This window comes from Cryptosporangium phraense (genome assembly GCF_006912135.1).
Classification (GTDB): domain Bacteria; phylum Actinomycetota; class Actinomycetes; order Mycobacteriales; family Cryptosporangiaceae; genus Cryptosporangium; species Cryptosporangium phraense.
The window spans coordinates 156,934-180,050 of record NZ_VIRS01000001.1 but is presented as its reverse complement, the minus strand read 5'-3'; the positions used below and the strand labels follow the sequence as shown (position 1 = coordinate 180,050).

General features: G+C 73.9%; 20 protein-coding genes. 14 read left to right on the top strand and 6 right to left on the bottom strand.

Annotation, left to right across the window (positions count from 1 at the left end; genetic code table 11):
- Positions 1–3: 3 nt before the first annotated feature.
- Positions 4–2,907 carry a CHAT domain-containing protein gene (locus tag FL583_RS00755; protein ID WP_142702459.1) on the bottom strand — a complete coding sequence of 968 codons (2,904 nt, stop codon included), beginning with the start codon at positions 2,905–2,907 and terminating at the stop codon, positions 4–6.
- 23 nt (positions 2,908–2,930) lie between these two features.
- On the opposite strand from FL583_RS00755, the gene FL583_RS00750 reads away from it, so the two are divergent.
- The 14 genes from FL583_RS00750 (at position 2,931) to FL583_RS00680 (ending at position 19,383) form a co-directional block, all read left to right on the top strand.
- Entirely contained in the window at positions 2,931–3,299 is a 369-nt protein-coding gene (locus FL583_RS00750) for a hypothetical protein (protein WP_142702458.1), read from the top strand.
- Positions 3,296–4,168 carry a hypothetical protein gene (locus tag FL583_RS00745; RefSeq protein WP_142702457.1) on the top strand — a complete coding sequence of 291 codons (873 nt, stop codon included), beginning with the start codon at positions 3,296–3,298 and terminating at the stop codon, positions 4,166–4,168. The genes FL583_RS00750 and FL583_RS00745 overlap by 4 nt, the downstream gene beginning before the upstream one ends.
- 84 nt (positions 4,169–4,252) lie before the next feature.
- Positions 4,253–5,650, top strand: a complete 1,398-nt coding sequence (locus FL583_RS00740; RefSeq protein WP_142702456.1) for a serine hydrolase domain-containing protein — start codon at positions 4,253–4,255, stop codon at positions 5,648–5,650.
- Positions 5,647–7,233: an ABC transporter substrate-binding protein gene (locus FL583_RS00735; protein WP_142702455.1), complete on the top strand. Its 1,587-nt coding sequence runs from the start codon at positions 5,647–5,649 to the stop codon at positions 7,231–7,233. Before FL583_RS00740 ends, FL583_RS00735 begins: the two co-directional genes overlap by 4 nt.
- Entirely contained in the window at positions 7,233–8,213 is a 981-nt protein-coding gene (locus tag FL583_RS00730) for an ABC transporter permease (protein ID WP_142702454.1), read from the top strand. Before FL583_RS00735 ends, FL583_RS00730 begins: the two co-directional genes overlap by 1 nt.
- 2 nt (positions 8,214–8,215) lie before the next feature.
- Entirely contained in the window at positions 8,216–10,042 is a 1,827-nt protein-coding gene (locus FL583_RS00725; protein WP_142702453.1) for a dipeptide/oligopeptide/nickel ABC transporter permease/ATP-binding protein, read from the top strand.
- Positions 10,039–10,776, top strand: a complete 738-nt coding sequence (locus tag FL583_RS00720; protein ID WP_142702452.1) for an ABC transporter ATP-binding protein — start codon at positions 10,039–10,041, stop codon at positions 10,774–10,776. Before FL583_RS00725 ends, FL583_RS00720 begins: the two co-directional genes overlap by 4 nt.
- Positions 10,773–13,913 carry a serine hydrolase gene (locus tag FL583_RS00715; RefSeq protein WP_142702451.1) on the top strand — a complete coding sequence of 1,047 codons (3,141 nt, stop codon included), beginning with the start codon at positions 10,773–10,775 and terminating at the stop codon, positions 13,911–13,913. The genes FL583_RS00720 and FL583_RS00715 overlap by 4 nt, the downstream gene beginning before the upstream one ends.
- Complete coding sequence (locus tag FL583_RS00710) at positions 13,913–14,989, top strand: M20 family metallopeptidase (RefSeq protein WP_170323419.1); 1,077 nt, start codon at positions 13,913–13,915, stop codon at positions 14,987–14,989. Before FL583_RS00715 ends, FL583_RS00710 begins: the two co-directional genes overlap by 1 nt.
- Positions 14,986–15,765: a GNAT family N-acetyltransferase gene (locus tag FL583_RS00705; RefSeq protein WP_142702450.1), complete on the top strand. Its 780-nt coding sequence runs from the start codon at positions 14,986–14,988 to the stop codon at positions 15,763–15,765. The genes FL583_RS00710 and FL583_RS00705 overlap by 4 nt, the downstream gene beginning before the upstream one ends.
- The gene (gene menC / locus FL583_RS00700; protein ID WP_142702449.1) at positions 15,762–16,865 is read left to right on the top strand and encodes an o-succinylbenzoate synthase; all 1,104 of its coding nucleotides are present in this window, start codon (positions 15,762–15,764) and stop codon (positions 16,863–16,865) included. Before FL583_RS00705 ends, menC begins: the two co-directional genes overlap by 4 nt.
- 17 nt (positions 16,866–16,882) lie before the next feature.
- Positions 16,883–18,493: a PucR family transcriptional regulator gene (locus FL583_RS00695; RefSeq protein WP_142702448.1), complete on the top strand. Its 1,611-nt coding sequence runs from the start codon at positions 16,883–16,885 to the stop codon at positions 18,491–18,493.
- Positions 18,494–18,635: 142 nt separating this feature from the next.
- Positions 18,636–18,884, top strand: a complete 249-nt coding sequence (locus FL583_RS00690; protein WP_142702447.1) for a hypothetical protein — start codon at positions 18,636–18,638, stop codon at positions 18,882–18,884.
- Between the two features lie 184 nt (positions 18,885–19,068).
- Positions 19,069–19,383, top strand: coding sequence for a hypothetical protein (locus FL583_RS00680; RefSeq protein ID WP_142702446.1), 315 nt, complete (start codon positions 19,069–19,071; stop codon positions 19,381–19,383).
- Here FL583_RS00680 and FL583_RS00675 read toward each other — a convergent pair.
- From FL583_RS00675 to FL583_RS00655, 5 genes are all read right to left on the bottom strand, one after another.
- Positions 19,328–20,377, bottom strand: coding sequence for a hypothetical protein (locus FL583_RS00675; protein ID WP_142702445.1), 1,050 nt, complete (start codon positions 20,375–20,377; stop codon positions 19,328–19,330). The genes FL583_RS00680 and FL583_RS00675 overlap by 56 nt on opposite strands.
- 2 nt (positions 20,378–20,379) lie before the next feature.
- The gene (locus FL583_RS00670) at positions 20,380–20,904 is read right to left on the bottom strand and encodes a SigE family RNA polymerase sigma factor (protein ID WP_142702444.1); all 525 of its coding nucleotides are present in this window, start codon (positions 20,902–20,904) and stop codon (positions 20,380–20,382) included.
- 77 nt (positions 20,905–20,981) lie between these two features.
- Positions 20,982–21,380: a RidA family protein gene (locus tag FL583_RS00665; protein WP_142702443.1), complete on the bottom strand. Its 399-nt coding sequence runs from the start codon at positions 21,378–21,380 to the stop codon at positions 20,982–20,984.
- A gap of 8 nt (positions 21,381–21,388) precedes the next feature.
- Positions 21,389–22,135: an IclR family transcriptional regulator gene (locus tag FL583_RS00660; RefSeq protein ID WP_142702442.1), complete on the bottom strand. Its 747-nt coding sequence runs from the start codon at positions 22,133–22,135 to the stop codon at positions 21,389–21,391.
- Positions 22,132–23,079 carry a sugar kinase gene (locus FL583_RS00655; RefSeq protein ID WP_142702441.1) on the bottom strand — a complete coding sequence of 316 codons (948 nt, stop codon included), beginning with the start codon at positions 23,077–23,079 and terminating at the stop codon, positions 22,132–22,134. Before FL583_RS00655 ends, FL583_RS00660 begins: the two co-directional genes overlap by 4 nt.
- Positions 23,080–23,117 lie beyond the last annotated feature (38 nt).

The window sequence follows — 23,117 nt, the reverse complement described above, 5'->3', positions numbered from 1 at the left end:
CCATCATCGGCCTGAATGGACGTGCGCGGCCCAGAGAGTCGGCGTCGCGGGGTAGCGGGCCCGGCAGCGTCGCACGGCGTGGTGCAGCGCCGTCGCCGGGTCGGAGCCGGCCCGCAGGCCCGCGTGCAGGTCTACCGCGACCCGCCGGGCCACCAGGTCGTTGACCGGCCACAACGTCCCGATGACGGCCCGGTAGCCGGCGAGCTGGAACGCCGAGACGAGGTGCAGGCTCTCGTCCGGGATCCGGCGCGTGCCCAGCGCGGTCTCGCACGCCGAGAGGACGGCCAGTCGGGCATCCGACAGATCGAGCGCGGACACGTCCAGCGCCGTGAGCCGGCCGTCGGAGAGCAGGAGATGACTGGCCGACGGGTCGTCGACGTCGCTCGCGCCGTGGCAGGCGAAGTGGACGGACGGATGGGTGGTCAGCGCGGCCCGGACCGCGGCCACCGAGGCCTGTTCGCCGTCCAGGCGGAACGGCGCGCCGATCGCCGTGGCCTCGCGCTCCACGTTCGCCAGCACGGGCGCCCCCGGGGCGTCGCCGACCGCGACCGTCACCAGGTCGCCCTCGTCCACAGCGACCGGCCCCGAGGCCTCGCCCAGCGCGCGGAGCGTCGGCGTATAGGAGGAGATGACCCGGTCGAGCACACCGGCGCCGTCCGGACCGGGGGCGGCCGCGTGCAGCGGGAGCATCGCCAGCTCACCCACCGGCGACCACCAGACCCGAGGCCAGGCCACCCCGCCAGCTACCCCGCCGGCCGGCCCGGCGGCCGGCCCGGGGGCCGTGTGCCCGAGCCTGGCCAGCACCGGCTCGGCGATCTCGTCCCAGAGCCAGCGCAGCACGTCGGCGACCGTGTCCTGGGCCGCGCGCTCGCCGGGCCCGGGGACGGCCGCCGCGGCCAGCGCCGCGCCGAACGCGGCCGCCCGGTCGGTCACCGCGCCGGGCGTCAGGCCGGGAAGGCCGACCGGTGTGACGCCCGACGGTTTGACGATCAACGCGTCGCTGCGCACCGCGCTGACGTTGACCAGCACGACCGGACCGTCCGCGGTCGCCGCGAGGAGCCGGGTCAGGTTGGGGGGAGCCAGGAAATCGGCCAGCCCGTCCAGCCGGCGAGCCCGGTCGAGCAGCTCGGCCAGCCGGAGGTCCTGCGCGTGCCGGTCGTCGGCGTCGAGGCCGGTCACCGGGGCCGACGGGACCAGCCGGTCGAACGCGGCGCTCAGCTCGTCGGCCAGGCCCGGTGCCCGGGACCGCAGCTGGGAGAGGTCGCTGCGCCGCTGCAGCCCCTGGCCGCCCAAGACCCCGCGGCCGAGTTCCAGCAGCCGCACCGCGGTCGGCGGATCGCCCGCCTGGAGCGCGCAGGCGGCCGCCTCGGCGGCCAGGCCGTCGAGCCGGGCCAGCGCCCGCTGCTGGTCGACGCGGGCCAGCCGGCGCGGCGCGACCAGCGGCAGCAGCTCGACCGCGTAGGTGTACGCGTCGGTGGCCGCGGACCACGCGTCGGTACGGGCCTCGATGCGGGCCCAGTCCCGGGCGGCCTCGACGCGCTTCGCCGGGCGCAGGGCCGGTATTCGCGCGGCCTCACGCAGGGTGTGCCGGACGGCGGCCAGCATCCCCGGGTCCGACCGGCGCTCCGCCGACGCGAGCAATGCGTTCGCGTGGATGACCAGGGCCTCACCGCGGGTCGACGATCCGGGCGGGCTGCCCCGCACGACGGCCGCGGACCCGGTCACCGCCTGGCGTAACGCCTCCGGGTCGCCGGTGAGCTCGTACTCCGACAGCCGGGCGGCGGCCAGGTTGCCTTGCGCGGCGACCTGGTCCGGATCCTGGTCGACGGCGTCGACAAACGCGGCGATCGCCGCCGCGAGGTCGCGCTCGTCCCGGGTGTGGACGAAGCGCTGCCGATACAGCAGGCCGGTCAGCAGCATGGTCGTGACCCCGGCCCGGCTCGCGCCGGCCCGGCTCGCGCCGGCCCGGCCCCCGCCGGCCCGGCCCGCGATCCGGAGGGCCTCGTCCAGGACCGCGAGGTCACCGGTCAGATCGACCAGATCGTCGAGGGCGGTCAGGTAGTTGTCGAGCCGGTTGGGCCAGAACCGGGATTCCGGGTCCGTCCCGGCGACGACGTCACGCATCAGGTCGACGCCTTCCCGCCCGGCGGTGGCGTCGCCGGTGTGCCGCCCCCGGTCGCGCAGCGCCGCGGCCAGGTTGATCTGCCGCTGCAGCCGCAGCGGGGAGCCGCTCGGCGTGTCGTCGAGGGTCGTCCGGAGATGGCCGATCGCGGTCTGCCGCACGGTCTCGTCGCCGGTGTCGTCGGCGACGTCGAGCAACGCGTCGCCGAGCAGGCCGAGCACCAGCGGGACGCGGTCCCCGGTGGCCGTCCGCGCGTCGGCCGCCAGGAGCTCGACCGCCTCGGACAGTGCACCCCGGTCGGCGGTGAACCGGTACCGGACGAGCTGGGCCTTCGCGCGGACGAAGCGCACCGGCGGGTCGTCCGGCAGCGCGGCCGCCGCGGCCAGGGCCTCGACCGCGAACCCGGCCTGCCCGGTGTGCTCGGCCAGCACGACCAGCGTCTCGGCCCGCATCGTCTCGGCGACCAACCGGCCGTCGGGATCCAGCCGGGGGATCGACTCGTCGCATCCGGCCAGGACCCGGTAGAGATCGTCCAGCTCGCCGAACTCCTCGAAGCGGTCCAGCAGCAACGCGCTCAGGTTCGCGCGCAGCGAGTGCCTGATCGGATGGTCGGGCACGTGGGCGATCGCGGTGCGCAGGGTCGCGATGGCGTCGAGCAGGTCGGCGGCGTCGCCGCGGTACCGGTACCGGTCGCGCAACGCCATCGCCAGGTCGTTCATCGCGTTGATCGAACCGCCGGCCGCGTCTCGCCGATGCTCGGCGATCGCGTCGTCGGACGGGTCCACAGCGGAACGCTATCCTTCGAACGATGAGCGCGGACCAGCTTGCGGTGCTCTGTCGACGTCTGGCCGACGAGACGGACGCGGTCCGCCGGCCGTCTCCGATCCGGACGCTCGCCGAGTCGATCGCCGCCCGGGTCCGCGACGGCGTGCCGGCCGACGACCTCACCGACGATCTCGACGATCTGGAGGACCTCCTGCTCCGGGCGGGCCAGGCGGCCGGGCTGGGTGGGACCCGGTCGTTCCAGCGGCTGCCCGGCGCCGGTGACGGTCACCGCGTCCTGGAGGTGCTGACCTGCCCGGGCCGGAGCTGCGACCGGGTGGAGCGGCCGGCGGCCGAGCCGATCCTCTGCGCGGTCCACCGCGCGCCGATGACCGTCACCCGGCTGCGGCCGTGACGAAGTTCCTCGAAGCGCTCGGCGGCAAGCTGGCCGAGCGCTGGCTCACGCTGCTCGTGCTGCCCAGCCTGCCGCTGACCGCCGCCGCGGCCGCCGGGCTGGTGCTCGGCCACCGGCACTGGCACGACGTCGGACGCCTGATCGACCGGCTCAACCACCTGGCCTCCGAGCCGGCGTTCCGCACCACGAGCGTGCTGGTGCTGGTGCTGGCCGGGGTGCTGGTGGCGTCGGCCGGCCTCGGCCTGGCCGCGTCGGCGCTGGGCGTGGTCGTGGAGCGGCTCTGGCTCGCCGACCGACCGCGCTGGTCCGTCCGCCGTCGCCGCCGACGCTGGGACGCGGCCGAGGAGAAGTTCACCGCGGCCCTGCTGGCCGCGGCCCGCGGCGGCGAGGGGACCGCGCGGGCCCAGGAGCTCAACGCCCGGCGCAACCGGATCAGCGTCGCTCCGCCGACCCGCGCGTTCTGGCTCGGCGACCGGATCGCCGCGGTCGACGCCCGGGTCTGGTCGATCTACCGGCTCGATCTCGGCTCGGCCTGGCCGCGGCTCTGGCTCGCGCTGCCGTCCGACGTCCGGGCCGAGGTCACCACCGCCCGGACGGCCCTGACCGCGGCGTTCCGGCTGGTGGCGTGGGCGGTCGGCTACCTCCTGGTCGGCGTCGTCTGGTGGCCGTCGGCGGTCGTCGGGCTGGCCACGGCGGCCACCGCCTGGTACCGGGCCCGGGTCGCGGGCGAGGCGTTCGCCGAGCTCACCGAGTCGGTGGTCGATCTCTACGGCCGGCAGCTGGCCGAGCTGCTCGGGGTGGAGTGCGAGGGGCCGCTCACCGCCGAGGTCGGCGAGCGGATCACGTCCGCGCTGCGCAAGGACTCGTGATTCGTCGGGCGGCACCAAGCCGGCCGGCGAACTGGTCGCCGACGACCAACCGGTGAACGGCGGGCGTCCCTACGCTCACCCCGCATGGGCGATCTCGACGACATCCGGGTCTGGCTCCAGGAGCAACTCCCCCTCCTGCTCGAAAAGCACGACGTCCCGGCCGCGGGATGGGCGATCGCGCTTCGCGGCGAGGTGGTGGACGGCGCGGCCGGCCTGCTGAGCAAGGCCACCGGCGTAGAAGCCACCACGGACGCGGTCTTCCAGATCGGGTCGATCACCAAGCTCTGGACAAGCACGCTCGTTCTGCAGCTGGTCGACGAGGGAACGGTGGAGCTCGACCGGCCGGTGCGGGAGTACCTGCCGGAGTTCCGCATCGCCGACGAGGCGGCGGCCGCGCGGATCACGGTCCGGCAGTTGCTCGACCACACCGCCGGGTTCGAGGGTGACATCTTCACCGACACCGGCCTCGGCGACGACTGCCTGGAGAAGTTCGTCGCGACCCTGGCCGACGTTCCGCAGCTCTTCCCGCCGGGCGAGCAGTTCTCGTACAACAACGCCGGCTACTGCGTGCTGGGGCGCCTGGTCGAGGTCCAGCGTCAGAAGACCTTCGACGCCGCGCTGCGCGATCACCTCATCACGCCGCTCGGGCTGACCCACACCGCGACCGACGCCTACGAGGCGATCAGGTACCGCGCCGCGATGGGCCACATCGAGCTGGAGCGGGGCGCCGGGTACGAACCGGCTCCGATGTGGGCGATGGCGAAGTCCAACTCGCCGGCCGGCGCGATGCTGGCCATGCGTCCCCGGGACCTGATCGCGTTCGCGCAAATGCACCTGGACGACGGCCGGGCCGCCGACGGCACCGCGGTGCTGAAGCCCGGCACCGCGGCCGCCATGCACGAGAAGCAGGTCGACCTGCCCGACCTCGGCCTGATGGGGACGTCCTGGGGCCTCGGGTTCGAGCGCTTCGACCTCCCGACCGGCACCCTGATCGGCCACGACGGCAACACGGTCGGCCAGGCCGCGTTCCTGCGGATCGTCCCCGACGCCGGGCTGGCCGTCGCGCTGCTGACGAACGGCGGCGACGCGATGTCGCTGTACCGGGACGTCGTCGGCCGGGTCCTGACCGAGTTCTCCCCGGTCAGCCTGCCCCCGATGCCCACCCCGCCGGCCGACCCGCCGACGATCGACGCCGAGAGGTTCCTCGGCACCTACTCGGCCCAGGTCTTCGACCTCACGGTCAGCCAGGACGACGACCGGCGGATCTGGATCGAGCAGGTGCCCAAGGGCTTCTTCGAGGAGATGGGTGGCCGGGCCGAACGGACCGAGCTCGTCCACTACCGCGACGACATGCTGATCCCGGTCGAGGCCGACCGGGGCATGTACATGCCCCACGCGTTCCTCGGCGACGACGGCACCGGCCACGCGCTCTACCTCCACCTGGGGCGCGCGATCCGCCGCGCCGGAACGGAAGCCCGATGAAACTCACGACCGCGGCCGTCAGCGCCCTCGTTCTCGTCCTCGCCGGGTGCTCCGGGAACGCCGCCGACACCGGCGCCGGGTCGGCCCCGGTCGTCGACGGCGCCACGTTCACGCTCGGCCTGTCGTCCGACCCCGGTGCCCTCGACCCGCAGATGGGCGCCGGTACGTCGCTGTTCACCGTCACCCAGTTCGCCTACGACCCGCTGGTCAGCGTCGACGGCAAGTCCGGCGAGATCCAGTCGGCGCTGGCCAAGTCCTGGCAGGTGCAGGACAAGACCGTCACGCTGACGCTGAACGACGGCATCACCTGCGCGGACGGCGCCAAGCTCACCGCGTCGGCGGTGGCCGACAACCTCAACTTCGTCGCGAACCCGAAGAACGCCAGCCCGTTCCTCGGCGTCTTCTACCCGAACGGCGCGAAGGCGGCCGGCGACGACGCGAGCGGCAAGGTCACGATCACGCTGGCCGAGCCGGCCCCGTTCGTCCTCAACGGACTGGGGAACCTGCCGATCGTCTGCCCGAGCGGCCTGGCCGACCGGAAGACCCTGCAGAAGGCGACGTCCGGCACCGGCCCGTACAAGCTGGTCGAGGCGGCCCCGGGTGACCACTACACGTACGAGGTCCGGGACGGCTACACCTGGGGACCCAACGGAGCGACGACCGCCACCAAGGGCACGCCCAAGACCGTCGTCGTGAAGGTCGTCCAGAACGAGACGACGGCGGCGAACCTGCTGATCTCCGGAGGCCTGAGCGCGGCCGAGATCATCGGGCCGGACGCGCAGCGGCTGAAGAAGGCCGGCCTGTTCTCGGCCGGCATTCCGGCCCTGGTGGGGGAGCAGTGGTACAACCACGCGGCCGGTCGCGTGACCAGCGACCCGAAGGTCCGGATGGCGCTGACCCAGGCGCTCGACCTGGCCCAGCTCCGGAAGGTGGTCACGTCGGGCCAGGGCACGGCCGCGACCACGCTGGCGGCGAACGCCCCGGTCGCCTGCCCCGGCGACTCGGTGAAGTCGGCGCTGCCGGCCACCGATCCGGCCGCGGCCGCGAAGCTGCTGGACGAGGCCGGCTGGGTCAAGGGCGCCGGTGGCGTGCGTGCCAAGGGCGGCAAGCCGCTCAAGGTGACGCTGCTATACCAGAACAACCTCGGCAGCGGCGGCGACGCGGGCGCCGAGCTCGCGGTCAGGCAGTGGAAGGCGATCGGCGTCGACGCCGTGGCCCACGCCCAGAGCGAGACGACGCTGACCAGCACGATCTTCGGGGCCGGCGACTGGGACGTGAGCTGGGTGTCGCTCAACGTCTCCAGCCCCGACCAGCTCGTGCCGTTCCTGTCCGGACCGGCCGCGCCCAAGGGCACGAACTTCGCCGCGATCCAGGACGCCGACTACGACAAGGCGGTCACCGCGGCCAAGGCGCTGCCCGGCACCGAGGGCTGCAAGGCCTGGCTCGACGCCGAGTCCGGGCTGATCGCCAAGGCCTCGATCGTGCCGTTCGCCAGCAAGAACGTGCTCATGTTCGGCAAGGCGGCCCGCTTCGACATACCCGGCCAGCTCGCCCCCACCAGCATCCGGATGCTGGCCAAGTAATGACCGCGGCCACCGTCGCACTGGCACCCCCGGCCAACCCGTGGGTGGGGTTCGGCGCGCGCCGTCTGGGGCGGCTGCTGGTCTCGCTCTGGGTGCTGGTGACCGCGTCGTTCGCGATGATCCACCTGATCCCGGGCGATCCGGTCCGGGGCGCGCTCGGCCCGACCGCCCCGGCCGACCTGGTCGAGGCCCGGCGGCACGCGCTGGGCCTCGACGACCCGCTGCCCGTCCAGTACCTGCACTACCTCCAGGGGCTGTTCACCGGCGACCTGGGCACCTCGCTCCAGTCCCGGCTGCCGGTGGCCGACGTCGTCGCCCAGCGGTTGCCGGCCACGCTCATGCTGGCCGTGCTGGCGTTCCTGACCGCGGTCGTGATCGCGATCCCGCTGGGCGTCGCGATGGGCGTGGCGACCCGGCGGGGCCGCGGGCACCGCACCGAGGTCGCGTTCACGTCCACCAGCACGGTCGTCGCGACGATCCCGGACTTCCTGATCGGCGTCGCGCTGGTGTACGTGTTCGGGATTCTGCTCGGCTGGCTGCCGATCGCCGGCAACGACACCGCGGCCTCCTACGTGCTGCCGGTGATCTCGCTGGCGATCGGACCGGCGGCGATCCTGGCGCGGATCGTCCGGGTCGAGATGTCGGCGGTGCTCGAGGCCGACTTCGTCCGGACCGCCCGGGCCAAGCGGCTGCCGTCGCGGACCGTCTACCTGCGCCACGCCCTGCCCAACGCGGTCACCGGCGCGCTGACCATCGGCGGGTTGCTGCTGAGCGCGATGGTGGCCGGCACCGTGCTGGTCGAGAACGTGTTCGCCTGGCCCGGGCTCGGCAGCACGATCGTCCAGTCGATCCTCACCAAGGACTATCCGGTGGTGCAGGCCATCGTCCTCGTCTACGGCGTCGGGGTGCTGCTCACCAACCTCGTGGTCGACGTCGTCCTGGCGCTGCTCGACCCCCGTTCGACGATCCGGGAGGCCTGAGGATGCGCCGGCTCACCCCGACGGCCGTCGTGAGCGTCGTGCTCATGGCCGTGGTGCTCGTCGTGGCCGCGATCGGGCCGGTCGTGTGGGGGCACGGCGCGGACGCGGTCGACACCGATCAGATCCTCGCGCCGCCGTCCGGCGCCCACTGGGCCGGGACCGACAACCTGGGCCGGGACATCCTGCTGCGGGTGCTGGTCGCGACCCGGCTGTCGATCGTGCTCGCGCTGGCCGCGGTCGTGATCACGGTCGTGACCGGGCTGGTGTTGGGGGCGGCGCCGTTCCTGCTCGGCCGCCGATCCGGGCGGCTGGTGGTGGCCGCGGTCAACATCGCGGTCGCGTTCCCCGGCATCCTGCTCGCGCTGTTCTTCGCGGTCGTGTTCGGCGTCGGGGCCACCGGCGCGGTGCTGGCGATCGGGCTGGCCGGCGCCCCGGCGTTCGCGCGCCTCACCCACACGCTGGTGGCCGAGGTGTCGAACCGGGACTACGTCGCGGCCGCGCGGACGGTGGGCGTCGGCCGGGGCCGGATCCTGGTCCGGCACGTGCTGCCGAACATCGGTGAGCCGCTGATCGTCAACGCGGCGATCGGGGCCGGTTCCGCGCTTCTCTCGTTCGCCGGGCTGTCGTTCCTCGGGCTCGGCGTCCAGCCACCCTCCTACGACTGGGGCCGGCTGCTCTACGACGGGCTGAGCACGCTCTACGTCAACGCGGCCGGTGCGCTGGCCCCCGGCGCGGCCGTCGTCCTGACCGGGCTGGCGTTCAACTTCTTCGGCGAGTCCCTGGCCAAGACGCTGGGCGTGCCCGCCGTCGTCGGCCTGCGGGCCCGCGTCGCCCGGAAGGCCGCGCCGGTCGAGCCGGACCCCGATGTCGTTCTGGACGTTCAGGACCTCGAGGTGACGCTGGCCGGGCCGGACGGGGAGATCCGGCCGGTCCGTGGTGTCACGTTCCAGGTCCGCCGGGGCGAGGCGGTCGGCATCGTCGGGGAGTCGGGGTCGGGCAAGTCGATGACGGCGCTCGCCGTCACCCGGCTGATCGGTGACTACGGCCGGGCCGACGCCACCCGGCTCGCGTTGCTCGGCCACGACCTGCTGGCGCCGGACACCGCGGCCCGGCGGCGGACGCTCGGCACCCGGCTGGCCATGGTGTTCCAGGACCCGATGACCGCGTTCAACCCCACCCGCCGGATCGGGGCCCAGCTCGCCGAGGTGGCCACCCACCACCAGAACCTGAGCCGGCGCGAGGCGCGCGGCCGCGCGGTCGACCGGCTGGCCGCCGTCCAGATCCCGGATCCGGACGCCCGCGCCCGCCAGTACCCGCACGAGTTCTCCGGCGGCATGCGCCAGCGGGCGATGATCGGCATGGGGCTGATGGCCGCCCCGGCGCTGATCGTGGCCGACGAGCCGACCACCGCGCTCGACGTCACCGTGCAGCAGCAGGTGCTGGACCTGCTCGCCTCGATCCGGGCCGGGGACGGGGCCGCGCTGGTGCTGATCAGCCACGACGTGGCGGTGATCGGCGACGTGTGCGACCGGGTGCTGGTGATGTACGCGGGCCGGATCGTCGAGGAGCTCCCGGCCGGCGCCAAGGGACTGCACCCGTACACCCGGGCCCTGATGGACGCGGTGCCCGACATGGCCACCGACCTGGACCGTCCGCTGGCGACGATCCCCGGGCGTCCGGTCGACCCGGCCGACGTGCCGCCGGGGTGCGCCTACGCGCCGCGCTGCCCGTTGGCCGACGACCACTGCCGGACCGAGGACCCACCGCTGCTCGCCGACTCGCCGCAGCACCTGGTGGCCTGCTGGCACGCGGGGGAGGAGGCGCCGTGAGCGAGCTCGAGTTCTCGCACGTCACGGTCCGGTACGGGCGCACGACCGCGGTCGACGACGTCAGCCTGACCGTGCCCGAGGGCGCGGTGATCGGCCTGGTCGGGGAGTCCGGCTCGGGGAAGTCCACGCTGGCCAGGGCGGCCGTCGGCCTGGCCCCGCTGACCGCGGGCCGGATCACGCTGGGCGGCGCCCCGGTGCCGACCCGCGGCCGGCCGCGTCCACTCCAGATGGTGTTCCAGGACCCGTACTCCTCGCTCGACCCGCGGATGAGCATCGGTGCGACGCTGGCCGAGGCGATGCCCAGCGGCGTCGACCGGCGCGCCGAGGCCCGGCGCCTGCTCGAGCTCGTCCACCTCGACCCGGGCACGGTCACGACCGTCCCGTCCCGGCTGTCCGGCGGTCAGCGCCAGCGGGTCGCGCTGGCCCGGGCGCTGGCCGCCAAGCCCCGCGTGATCATCGCCGACGAGATCACGTCCGCCCTCGACGTCTCGGTGCAGGGCGCGGTGCTCAACCTCGTCCGCGAGCTCCAGCGCGAGCTGGGACTCTCGATGCTGTTCATCTCCCACAACCTGGCCGTCGTCCGCTACGTCGCCTCGCACGTCGCGGTGATGCGCTCCGGCCGGCTCGTCGAACACGGACCCACCGCACAGGTCCTCGCCGAGCCCGAACACGACTACACCCGCGAGTTGCTGGCCGCCGTACCCGGCCGAGCGCCCCGAAGGAGTACTCGATGATCCACCTCGCCGATCTGGCGATCCCGTCCGCGCCCGCGCTGTCCCCGGACGGCACCCAGGTCGTCTACGTGCTGCGCACGTTCGACGTCGACGGCGACCGGAACGTCGACGAGCTGTGGCTGGCCCCCGTCGTCGGCGGCGCTCCGCGTCGCCTCGCCGAGGGCTCCGCGCCGTCCTGGTCTCCCGACGGCCGTCGGCTCGCGTTCCTGAGCGACGGGCAGATCGCGGTGCTGGACGTCGACGGGGGCGAGCCCGAGCCGGTGACCGACGGGCCGGCCGGGGCGCCGGTCTGGAGCCCGGACGGGAACCGGCTGGCGTTCCTCGCCCCGGCCGGTGACGCCGGCGGCCCGCTCGTGTCCGACGGCCTCGACTACCAGACCGACGGCTCGGGGCTGCACGGCGCGGTCCGGCCGCACGTCCACGTCGTCGATCTGGACGGCCGGACCGTGCGCCGGCTCACCGACGGCCCGGACGGCGTCGGGTCGCTGGCCTGGTCGCCGGACTCCACGACGCTCGCGCTCACCCGCCGCTCCGGTCCCGACGCCGACCTGACCTACCGCACGCCGGTGTTCCTGCTGGACGTCGACTCGTCCGAAGCACGGGTGGTCGCTTTCGCCGACGGGGTGGCGTCCACCGTGGACTGGGCCGGGGACGACGGGCTGCTGGTCGTCGGCTGGGCCGGTGACCCGCGCGGACACGCCCACCTCCACCACGTCGACCTGGCCTCGAAGGCGGTCACCGACCTCTCCGGGGAGCTGGACCGCAACGTGCTGCCCGGCGGGATCGGGTATCCCGGCGGACGGCCGGTCGCGGCCGACGGCCGCGTGTACTTCTGCCTGCGCGAGCACGGGTGCACCCACCTGTGGTCGGTCGCGATCGACGGCGGGGACGCCCGGCCGGTGGTCGACGGGGCCGGGCGGGTCGTGTCGGGGCTGTCGGTCGCGGGCGGGCGGGCCGCGGTGGCGCTGGCGACGCCGGAGTCGTTCGGCGAGATCGTGGTCGTGGACCTGGCGACCGGGGTCTCTTCCGCGGTCACCGACCGGACGGTGGAGCTGCACCCGCGGGAGGAGCGCTGGTTCGAGATCTCCGACGGGACCCGGGTGCAGGGCTGGATCATGCGGGACCGGGCCCGCCGCGGGCCGCGGCCGCTCCTGCTCGACGTGCACGGCGGGCCGCACAACGCCTGGAACGCGGCCGCGGACGACGTCCACCTGTACCACCAGGAGCTGGTCGAGCACGGCTGGGTCGTGCTCGTGGTCAACCCCCGGGGCAGCGACGGCTACGGCGAGGAGTTCTACGACGGCGTGCACGGCGCCTGGGGCGTGGCCGACGCCGACGACTTCCTCGAGCCGCTCGACGAGCTGGTGGCCGAGGGGCTGGCCGACCCCGATCGGCTGGCGATCGCCGGCTACAGCTACGGCGGGTTCACGACCTGCTGGCTGACCGGCCACGACGACCGGTTCGCGGTCGCGGTGGCCGGGGGCACGGTGAGTGACCTGGTCAGCATCAGCGGCTCCAGCGACGACGCGCACTTCCTCAGCGCGTTCGAGCTCGGCGGCCTGCCGTGGGCGGAGCCGGACAGTTATGCCGCGATGTCGCCGCTGACCCGCGTGGCCGACGTCCGCACGCCGACGCTGCTGCTGCACGGGGCCGAGGACCGGACCTGCCCGGTCGGACAGGCCCAGCAGTGGCACACCGCGCTGCGCCAGCAGGGCGTGCCGGCCCGGCTGGTCGTGTATCCGGGCGCGTCACACGCGTTCCTGCTGGTCGGGGCTCCCTCGCAGCGTCTGGACTACCACCGCCGGGTGGTGGACTGGCTCACCAAACACACGACCGCGGCGCATTGGCAGCGGCGGCTGGCCGTCCTGGCCGCACGGCACCGCGTGCCGGGCGCGCAACTGGGCATCCTCCGGGGCGGCGAGGTGATCGAGCTCGCCCACGGCGTGCTGCACAGCGGCACCGGTGCACCGGTGCGCACCGACTCGCTGTTCCAGATCGGCTCGATCACCAAGGTCTGGACCGCCACCGTGGCGATGCTCCTGGTCGACGAGGGCCTGCTCAGGCTGGACACCCCGGTGGCCGAGGTGCTGCCGGAGCTGCGGCTGTCCGACCCCGACGTCACCAAGGCGGTGACCGTCCGGCACCTGCTGACCCACACCAGCGGCATCGACGGCGACGTGTTCACCGACACGGGCCGGGGCGACGACTGCGTCGAGAAGTACGTCGAGCAGCTCGAGGGGGTCGGGCAGAACCATCCGCTCGGCGTCACGTTCTCGTACTGCAACTCCGGCTACTCGCTGCTGGGCCGGGTGATCGAGAAGATCACCGGTCAGACCTGGGACCAGGCGCTGCGGTCGCGGCTGTTCGAGCCGCTCGGGCTGCGGTCCACGAACACGCTGCCCGAGGAGGCGCTGCTGTACTCCACCGCGGTCGGCCACCAGGACGGCGAGCCGGTCACGACCTGGATGCTGCCCCGGGCGATCGGGCCGGCCGGCCTGATCAACTCGACGGTCGCCGACGTGCTGACGTTCGTCCGGGCCCACCTCGACGGTGGTCTGCTGAGCGCAGGGAGCGCGGCCGCGATGGCCGACCACCAGGCCGACCTGCCCGACAAGCAGGTGCTCGGGGACTCGTGGGGGCTGGGCTGGATCCGGTTCGGGTGGGACGGGCACCGGCTGATCGGCCACGACGGGACGACGCTGGGGCAGGCGGCGTTCCTGCGCGTGCTGCCGTCGGCCGGACTGGCCGTCGTGCTGCTGACCAACGGCGGGTCGGCCCGGGATCTGTACCAGGACCTGTTCCGGGAGATCTTCGCCGAGGACGGGGTGTCGATGCCGGCGCCGTTCGCCCCCGGGACGTCGGCCGAGGGCGACGCGTCCGCGTACGTCGGGACCTACGAGCGGGCCGGCGTCCGGATGGAGGTGGAGCCGACCCTCCTGCGGACGACGATCACCGGGCCGCTGGCCGAGCTCGAACCGGACCCGGTCACCGAGTACCCGCTGGTGCCGGCCGGGCCGGGAGTGTTCGCGGTCAGGCCGCCGGAGGCCGAGAACTGGATGCCGGTCACGTTCTACACGCTGCCCACCGGCGAGCCGTACCTGCACTTCGGCGTGCGGGCCACCCCGAAGGTGAGCTGATGGCCGAGCTGCGGGACATGCTCGCCGACGTCCGGGCGCTCGTCGAGTGCGAGTCGCCGTCCGACGACCTGGTCGCGGTGGCCCGCTCGGCCGAGGTCGTGGCCGAGCTGGGCACCGGCATCCTCGGCGTCGCGCCGGAGCGGATCGACGGGATCCACCTGCGCTGGCGGCTCGGCGCCGACCCCTCCCGGGTGCTGCTGCTCGGCCACCACGACACGGTCTGGCCGATCGGCACCCTCGCTGACCTGCCGTACTCGATCGACGGCGGGATCCTGCGCGGACCCGGCTGCTTCGACATGAAGACCGGGCTGGTCATGGCGTTCCACGCGGCCGCCGGTCTGGACGGCGTGACGCTGCTGGTCACCGGCGACGAGGAGATCGGCTCGCTGACCTCGCGCGAACTGATCGAGCAGGAGGCGCGCGGTGCGTCGGCCGCGCTGGTGCTGGAGGCGTCGGCCGACGGCGGGGCGCTCAAGTGCGAGCGCAAGGGCACGTCGATCTACGAGGTCCGGATAGTCGGGCGGGCGGCCCACGCCGGGCTCGAGCCGGAGCGCGGGGTGAACGCGACCGTCGAGCTGGCTCACCAGGTGCTGGCCGTGAGCGCGCTCGCGGACGGCGCCACCACGGTCACGCCCACCGTGGCGCACGCCGGCACCACGACGAACACCGTGCCGGCCGAGGCCACGTTCGCGGTCGACGTCCGGGCCGGGACCCCGGCGGAACAGGACCGCGTCGATCGCGCGATGCGGGCGCTCCGGCCGGTCCTCCCGGGCGCGGTGCTCGAGGTGACCGGTGGCCCGAACCGCCCTCCGCTCGACGCGTCGGCGTCGGCGTCGCTGTACGCGAGGGCGTGCCGGATCGCCGCCGACGGTGGACGGCCGGTGCCCGGCCGGGCCGCCGTCGGCGGTGCGTCGGACGGGAACTTCACCGCCGGGGTCGGCACGCCGACGCTCGACGGCCTGGGCGCCGTCGGCGGGGGTGCGCACGCGGCCGACGAGCACGTCGTCATCGCCGAGATCCCGCCGCGCACCGCGCTGCTGCGGACGCTGGTCTCGCAGCTGGTGGGCCAGCCGTGACCGCCTACGAGGAGGCCGAGGCCGCGGCCGACAAGGCCGGCGTCGTCGTGCGCGAGCTGACCGAGATGGCCGACCTGACCGGGGCGGTCAACCTGCTCGCCGACATCTGGGGACGCCGGGAGAGCCCGCCGGTCACCGCCGAGCTGCTGCGCGCGTTCAGCAAGGCCGGCAACTACGTGACCGGCGCGTACGACGCCGATCGGCTGGTCGGCGCCTGCGTGGCGTTCTTCCACGAGCCGGCCGGCAGCGCGCTGCACAGCCACATCGCCGGGGTGTCGGCCGACTGCACCGGCCGCGGGATCGGCTTCGCGCTGAAGCTGCACCAGCGGGCCTGGGCCCTCGACCGGGACGTCGCGGTCATCGCCTGGACGTTCGACCCGCTGGTGGCCCGGAACGCGTATTTCAACCTGGGCAAGCTGGGGGCCCGGCCGGTCGAGTACCTGCCGAACTTCTACGGGCCGATGACCGACGCGTTCAACGGGCACGAGGACTCCGATCGGCTGCTCGTGCACTGGGCCCTGCGCGACGATTCTCGTCTTCCGGACGCACCCGGCGCGCCCGTCGTCCTCGAGATCGGTGCGGACGGCGGACCGGTCGCCGTTCCCGCGGACGGCGCGGTCGGGCTCGTCGCCGTGCCCCCCGACATCGGGGTGATCCGGGCCACCGATCCGGCCCTGGCCCGGCGCTGGCGTCTCGCCGTCCGGGACGCCCTGACCAGCGTGCAGATCGACGGCTTCGACAGCGGCGGCCACTACGTAGTGCGGAGGGAACCGTGAAGTTCACCGGCGTCCAACTGCGACGCATCTCGATGCCCCTGGTGGCCCCGTTCCGGACGTCGTTCGGCACCCAGACCACCCGGGACGTCCTGCTGGTCGGCGCGATGGCCGACGACGCCGAGGGGTGGGGCGAGTGCGTGGCGATGGAGAGCCCGCTCTACTCGTCCGAGTACCTCGACGGGGCCGCGGACGTCCTGCGGCGGTATCTCGTGCCGGCCTTCCTGGCGTCGCCGGTACCGGCGACCGGCGTCGCCGGGCTGCTCGCGCCGTTCAAAGGCCACCCGATGGCCAAGGCCGCGCTGGAGATGGCGGTCCTCGACGCGTCACTGCGCGTTCTCGGGCGGTCGTTCGCGGGAGAACTCGGAGCCGTGCGGGACCGCGTGCCGTGCGGGGTCTCGGTCGGGATCATGGACAGCATCCCGCAGCTGCTCGACGCGGTCGGCGGCTATCTCGACGAGGGCTACGTGCGGATCAAGCTCAAGATCGAACCCGGCTGGGACGTCGAGCCGGTGCGGGCGGTCCGCGAGCGCTTCGGCGACGACGTGCTGCTGCAGGTCGACGCCAACACCGCCTACACGCTGGGCGACGCACGGCAGCTGGCCCGGCTCGACCCGTTCGATCTGCTCCTGATCGAACAGCCGCTCGACGAGGACGACCTGCTCGGACACGCCCAGCTGGCCCGGCAGATCCGGACCCCAGTCTGCCTGGACGAGTCGATCACCTCGGCGCGGGCCGCGGCCGCCGCGATCACCCTGGACGCGTGCCGGATCGTGAACATCAAGCCGGGGCGCGTCGGCGGCTACCTCGAGGCCCGGCGCATCCACGACGTGTGCGTGGCCCACGGCGTGCCGGTCTGGTGCGGCGGGATGCTGGAGACCGGCCTCGGCCGGGCCGCCAACGTGGCGCTCGCCGCGCTGCCCGGCTTCACGCTGCCCGGCGACACCTCGGGCTCCGGCCGGTACTACGCCGCCGACATCACCGAACCGTTCGTCCTCCGGGACGGGCACCTCGACGTGCCGACCGGCCCCGGTCTCGGGGTGGTGCCGATCCCCGACCGGCTCGACGAAGTAACGGTAACGACCGAGTGGCTACCAGCGTAAACAACTACGGTGAGCCGATGCGGCCTCGCGTGAGTCTCGGTCGCGTGGTCGACGACCTCGGCGCCACGCTGCTCGAGCACGTGTACGGCGACGTCGGCCGCCCGGACGAGCTCGGCGCGGTCGTCTTCCACGACCCGTCCGACCAGCCGGTGCTGCCGGCCTCGGCGCTGGTGCTCGGCATCGGCCTGTCGGTGTCGCCGGAGCTCGTCCGCCGACTGGGGGAGCAGCGCGTGGCCGCGCTCGTCGTCCGGGCCCCGGTGCCGCTGACCGACGAGGTGCGGGCCGCGGCCGACGAGGCCGGGGTCGTCGTGCTCGGCCTGCGCCGGGGCGTCACCTGGGGCCACCTCAACGAGATGCTGCGCTCGCTGCTCGCGCCCGGATCCGACCCCGGCCCGGCCGACGAGGCCGTGCTCGGCGGGCTGCCCGCCGGTGACCTGTTCGCGGTGGCCAACGCGATCGCCGCCCTGCTCGACGGGCCGGTGACGATCGAGGACCGCAGCTCCCGCGTGCTGGCCTTCTCCGGGCGCCAGGACGAGGCCGACTCGTCGCGGGTCGACACGATCCTCGGCCGTCAGGTGCCGGAGCGGTACGCGCGGGTGCTGCACGAGCGGGGGGTCTTCCGGGAGCTGCTCCGCGGCGACCAGCCCGTGTACATCGAGCCGATCCCGGACCGGATCAACGGCTTCGTCGTGCCCCGCGTCGCGATCCGGGTGCGGGCCGGCGACGAGGTGCTCGGCTCGATCTGGGCCGCGGTGCCCGGGCCGCTGAGCGACGAGCGGAACGACGCCCTGCGCGAGGCGGCCAACCTCGTCGCCCTGCACCTGCTGCGGGTCCGGGCCGGGGCCGACGTCCAGCGGCGGATGCGGGCCGACCTGCTCAACGCGGCGCTGGAGGGCGGGGTCGGGGCGGGTGAGGCGCTCGAGCGGCTCGGGCTGTCGAGTCAGCCGCTGCTCGTGCTGGGCGTGGCGCTGGACGAGCGGGACACGTCCGACAGCGCGCGCGTGATGCACGACCGGCAGGGGCTCAGCGACGCGTTCGCGCTGCACCTGCACGCGGTGCACCCGTCCGCGGTGGCCGCGGCGATCGGCGCGGTCACCTACGGGCTGGTGCCGGCGACCGGGGCGCCGGAGAAGGCCGGGAGCCGGGCCGAGCGGATCCTGCAGGGCTTCCTCGACCGGCTGGGCGACCGGCTGCCGTCGATCACCGCCGTCGGCCCGGTGGCGCACGACCTGTCCGACGTCGCCCGCAGCCGGTCGAGCGTCGACCGGGTGCTGCGCCTCCTGCGCGACGGACGTCCCCGGCGCCGGATCGGCCGGTTCGACGAGTTGCAGGGCGAGGCGTTGATCTCCGAGCTGCGCGACCTGGCCGCGGCCCGCGGCGAGAAGCCGACCGGGGCGCTGGCCCGGCTGGCCGAGTACGACGACGAGCACCGCGGCAACCTGATCCAGACGCTGCGGGCCTGGCTCGACGCGTTCGGGGACACCGTGCTGGCCGCGGAGTCGGTCGGCGTGCACCAGAACACGTTCCGGTACCGGCTGCGCCGGGTGGCCGACGTGGGGCAGTGCGATCTCAGCGACCCTGATCAGCGGTTCGGCCTGATGGTGCAGTTGCGGGCCTTGCGTCCGTAGCCGGGTTCGTGGCCGCGGGTTCGTGGCCGCGGGGGTGGGCCGGGCGGCCGCTCGGGAGATCGGGAGGGCGGCCGTGCGGACCGCGACGCGGGCCGCGAGGAGCGCCCCTCCGTCGTCCGGGGCCACCAGCGAGACGGCTCCCGTGACCTCTCCGCTCCGGGTCACGATCGGCGCCGCGACCGTGGAGACGGTGGCCGGGCCCGCGCCTCCGACCGGGTTCGGGCCGGTCACCGCGCAGACGCCCTCGGCCCGGACCTGGGCCATGAACCGCCGTATCCGGCCCGCCTCCGGCGCCTCGGCCAGCACCGCGTCGCGCACCTCGTCCGGCGCCGACAGCCGCTCGACCAGCACCGCCTCGGACCCGTCCCGCACCCCGAGCAGGATGTGCTGACGCGTCACCCGGTGCAGGTCCTCCAGGTACGGCAGCGCGGCCGCGCGCAGGCCGTGCCCCCGCGGGGCCCACGACGCGATCTCCAGCAGCTGCAACCCGACGACGAACTCGCCGTCCGGGAGACGCTCCAACGCGCCCACCGTTCTACGAAGGGACGGTCGGTCTGCACTGTCCGCACGAGCGGATGCTGGCGCAGGTGAAGAAGCCGGTGCCGATGACCCACCACCTGCGGACGATCGACCCGGAGACCGGGGACCTGATCGGCGCGCTCTCCGATGACCAGGCCGGCTACGCGCGGACGCTGATGGAGGCGGCCGGCGTGCCGGTCGCGTACGAGTCGGTGCCGGACGCGCCGCACACGATGCACCAGTTCGACCCGCCGCGATACGCGAAGATCGTCACCGAGTGGGCTGCTGACCTGCGAAACGCGGCCTGGTCCGGGGTCAGCGCACACGGGGCCAGGTGTCCCATCGCAACGGGTTCGCGACGAGCCGGATAGTGTCGGCGGCCGCCCGGCACGTCCCGGTCGCGATCGCGACGCTCCGCGCGGTCTTGGGCCGCTCGGCGCAGCTGACTTCGAACTGCACGGTCGGTTGCCGCACGCGCACCCGGCTGAACTCGCCGTCCTGAATGGTCTGCCCGGGCCGGTGGGCGATCACCGCGTTCGGCTCGAAGTCGAGCGTGAGCGTGTTCGACGCGACGCCGACGTCGATGAACGAGCCGGTGGCCGGGTCCTGGTACGTCGCCCCGTACGTGCGGAGCTCGTCGCCACGGCGGCTGAACGTGACCGAGTCGAGCCGGTAGGCCGGCGGGGTCGCGATCGTGAACGGCAGGCGCAGTGCGGTGTCGGTGACGTGGGTCGACGTCGCGATGCGGACGGCGGTCTCGAGGGCGTCGGGCCCGTCGTCGACCAGCACGCCGGCCTCGGCCCCGGGAGCCCACTGCCACCGCAGTTCGTGCTCGTGCGTGCCCGCCGCGGTGAACCAGCGGCTGGGCTCTCCGCCGATCTCCGGTCCGGCGACGGACGAGGCGTTCTGCATGCCGTGGAACGTCTGGTTCAGCGCGTGGCCCCGTGGCGCCAGCCGGATCCAGTAGTCGGACTCGCCGTCCCGGTCGGACGCGATGAGCGCGACCTCCGTGGTGCTGACCTGCTGCGTCACGTACGGGTTGCCGGACGGCAGCCAGCCGACCTGGATGGCGTGGCGGGCCGGATCGAACTCGGCCGGTGCGCTGGTGAGCGTCGGCCCGTAGCCGGGGCCGGGCACGGCCGGGGCCGCAATGTCGGTGCGATCGGGGCCGACGCCGGTGACCAGCACCGCGACGGCCGACGTCAGCACGAGCACGGTCAGCCCGGCCACCGAGGCCACCCGCCGTCGGTGGCGCCGCCGCCTCCGTTCGGCGCGGCGGACGACCCGGTGCAGGTCGACGGCGCTAGGGCGTGGGGCGTCCGCGGAGATCTGCTGGAACAGCACCCGGGTCGTGGTCTCGTCCATTCTCAGCTCCTCGTCCCGAGGCCGGCCGGGGCCGTGGTCTCGAAGTCCGGTAACGCGCGCCGCAGCGCCGCCAGCCCTTTCGACGTCTGGCTCTTGACCGTCCCGGGTGAACACCCGAGCGTCTCGGCGACCTCGTCGACCGGAAGATCGGAGAAGAACCGCAGGACCAGCACCGCGCGCTGCCTCGGGGGTAGCTGGGCCAGCGCGGCCCGCACCGCGAGCGTCGCCGCGGTGCCGGGGCCGGCCGCGCCCGCCGCGTCGGGGAAACGGTCGACCAGCACGACCCGTCGCGCCCACGGCGTCCGGCGTTCGCTGAGGAAGACGCGCACCAGCATCTGGCGGGCGTACGCGTCGGTGTTGCGGGCGTCGTCGGCCTTGTCCCACTTCAGGTACAGCCGCTCGAGCGAGTCCTGAACCAGGTCGTCGGCGCGGTCCCGGTCCTGGCAGAGCATGTACGCCAGCCGCTGGAACACCGGTAAGCGGGCTCGCACGTACTCCAGGTACGCGTCGCCCGGCCGCTCGCTCACGTCGGTCCTCCGGTCGCCGAGGATCAGTCCCGTCTATGACGGGCGCTGCCCGGCGTACGGTTGCCCGCGTCGGCGAGCTAGCCGAGGACCGCCAGGGCGTCGATCTCGACCAGCATCTCTTCGCGGGGGAGGCCGACCATCACGGTCGTGCGGGCCGGGAGCACGCCCGACGTGACCCGCGACGACACGAACGCGCCATAGGCCTCGTTCATCGTCGCGAAGTGCGCCCGATCGGTCAGGTAGACGCGCAGCATGACCACGTCGTCGAAGGTCGCGCCGCCGGCCTGGAGGATCGCCTCGACGTTCAGCAGCGTCCGCTCGGTCTGCTTGGCGACGTCGCCGGGGTGCAGGTACTCGTTCGTCGCCGGGTCCACCGGCCCCTGGCCGGACACCTGCAGCACGTTGCCCTGGCGGACGCCCTGGGAGTACGTGTGCGCGGGCGTCGGGGCCTGGTTGGTGCTGATCGCGGTGTTCATCGAACTCCTCAGTCTCGGTACCCGCACTCGCGGGAGATGTCGGTGGTGGCGGTGAGCAGGGCGGGCACCAGATCGAGCACACCCTCGTAGGGCAGCAGCACGTCGGGCACCGAGATCGACACCGCGGCCAGCGTGCGGCCGTCGGCACCGCGGATCGGTGCGCCGACACAGTTGATGAACGTCTCGTTCTCGGCGTGGTCTTCGGCCCAGCCGTGCGCGGCCGCGGTGTCGACCTCGATGATGAGCTCGGCCGGCCCGGCCGGCGTGCGGTCGGTGAACCGCGGATAGGTCAGGTCGGCGATCAGCTCGCCCCGCTCCGCGGGATCGAGCCCGGCCAGCAGGACCTTCCCGACCGCGGTGCTGTGCAGCGCCGCGGTCTTCCCGATCCGGGACGCCATCCGGACGGGCATCTCGCGCGGCTCCAACTTGTCGACATAGACCGCCACCGAGCCGTCGAGGATCGCCAGGTGCACGGTCTGGCCGATCTCGTCGCGGAGCGCCTTGAGCCGGGGCATCGCCACCACCCGGACGTCGAACGAGTCGAGCGCCTGCTGGGCCAGCCGGAACAGGTGCGGGCCGAGCACGTACCGGTGCTCGCCGTCGTGGTGGACGAAACCCTCGTCCTCCAGGACCCGGAGCAGCCGCAGCACCGTGCTCTTGTGGACGCCTTCGGCCGCGGCGAGCTCGCCGAGCGTCGCGGTGCCGTTGGCGACGCGATCGAGCAGCGACAGCGCCCGGGCTACTGACTGACTCATCCGACGAGGTCCTCCCAGGCGGGCAGCGTCACCGGTCGATCTTCCCGGACCACCAGCGCGGCCGCCGCACAGCGGTGCCCCAGCGCGACCGCTTCGGGGACGGCCAGACGGTGCCACCGCCCGGCCAGGTAGCCGGCGGCGAACGCGTCGCCGGCGCCGACCGGCTCGACGACCTCGACGTCGAGCGCGGGGACGTGAACGGGCGCCTCCCCGGGCGTGAGGACGAGGACGCCGTGCTCCTCCTGTTTGAGCAAGACCCGGCGGGCCGACGGCAGCGCACGCAGCAGCGCCCCGGGCTCGGTGGTGCCGAAGACGAGCGCGGCCTCGTCGGCGCCGAGCAGCACCTCGTCGGCGGCGGCCAGCAGCCGGCGCAGCGGGGCGTCGTCCCGATCGCGCCACAGCGCGGGCCGGTAGTTCAGGTCGACGGTGAGCGTGGCCGGCCCGGCGGCGAGCGCGTCGCAGAACGCGGCGGCGTCGTCGGAGAGACCTGGGGTGATGCCGCTGACGTGCACGAACCGGGCGCCGGCGAGCGCGGCCGCGACCGCCGGACGGCGCAGGTAGCCGGGGGAGAGCGCGGACGCGGCCGAACCGTCGCGGTAGTAGAGCATCGCCGACCGGCGGGAGCCGTCGGACGCGGTGCCGGGCGCCTTGACGTACAGGCCGGTCGGACGGACCGGGTCGTTCTCGACCGCGCTCACGTCCACTCCGGACTCCGCCGCGACCGCGAGCACGTGGGCCCCGAACCCGTCGTCGCCGAGCCGGGAGAGCCACGCGGTGGGCACGCCGAGGCCGGCCAGCGTCAGCGCGACGTTCAGCTCGGCCCCGCCGACCGTGCGCACGAACTCCGCGGCGTCGCGGAGCGGGACGTCGTGGGCCGGCGTCAGCACCGCCATCGCCTCGCCGACGCAGACGATTTTTCCCGCTTGATCCATTGCCCCCGGCATGCGTCGATGCTAAAACGGTGGCATCGATTTTGCAACGC

Coding starts and splice junctions, on each gene's coding strand:
- FL583_RS00750 (WP_142702458.1), top strand. CDS start 2,931: ATGAGCGCGGACCAGCTTGCGGTGCTCTGTCGACGTCTGGCCGACGAG.
- FL583_RS00740 (WP_142702456.1), top strand. CDS start 4,253: ATGGGCGATCTCGACGACATCCGGGTCTGGCTCCAGGAGCAACTCCCC.
- FL583_RS00735 (WP_142702455.1), top strand. CDS start 5,647: ATGAAACTCACGACCGCGGCCGTCAGCGCCCTCGTTCTCGTCCTCGCC.
- FL583_RS00730 (WP_142702454.1), top strand. CDS start 7,233: ATGACCGCGGCCACCGTCGCACTGGCACCCCCGGCCAACCCGTGGGTG.
- FL583_RS00725 (WP_142702453.1), top strand. CDS start 8,216: ATGCGCCGGCTCACCCCGACGGCCGTCGTGAGCGTCGTGCTCATGGCC.
- FL583_RS00715 (WP_142702451.1), top strand. CDS start 10,773: ATGATCCACCTCGCCGATCTGGCGATCCCGTCCGCGCCCGCGCTGTCC.
- FL583_RS00710 (WP_170323419.1), top strand. CDS start 13,913: ATGGCCGAGCTGCGGGACATGCTCGCCGACGTCCGGGCGCTCGTCGAG.
- FL583_RS00695 (WP_142702448.1), top strand. CDS start 16,883: ATGCGGCCTCGCGTGAGTCTCGGTCGCGTGGTCGACGACCTCGGCGCC.
- FL583_RS00680 (WP_142702446.1), top strand. CDS start 19,069: ATGCTGGCGCAGGTGAAGAAGCCGGTGCCGATGACCCACCACCTGCGG.
- FL583_RS00675 (WP_142702445.1), bottom strand. CDS start 20,377: ATGGACGAGACCACGACCCGGGTGCTGTTCCAGCAGATCTCCGCGGAC.
- FL583_RS00665 (WP_142702443.1), bottom strand. CDS start 21,380: ATGAACACCGCGATCAGCACCAACCAGGCCCCGACGCCCGCGCACACG.
- FL583_RS00660 (WP_142702442.1), bottom strand. CDS start 22,135: ATGAGTCAGTCAGTAGCCCGGGCGCTGTCGCTGCTCGATCGCGTCGCC.
- FL583_RS00655 (WP_142702441.1), bottom strand. CDS start 23,079: ATGCCGGGGGCAATGGATCAAGCGGGAAAAATCGTCTGCGTCGGCGAG.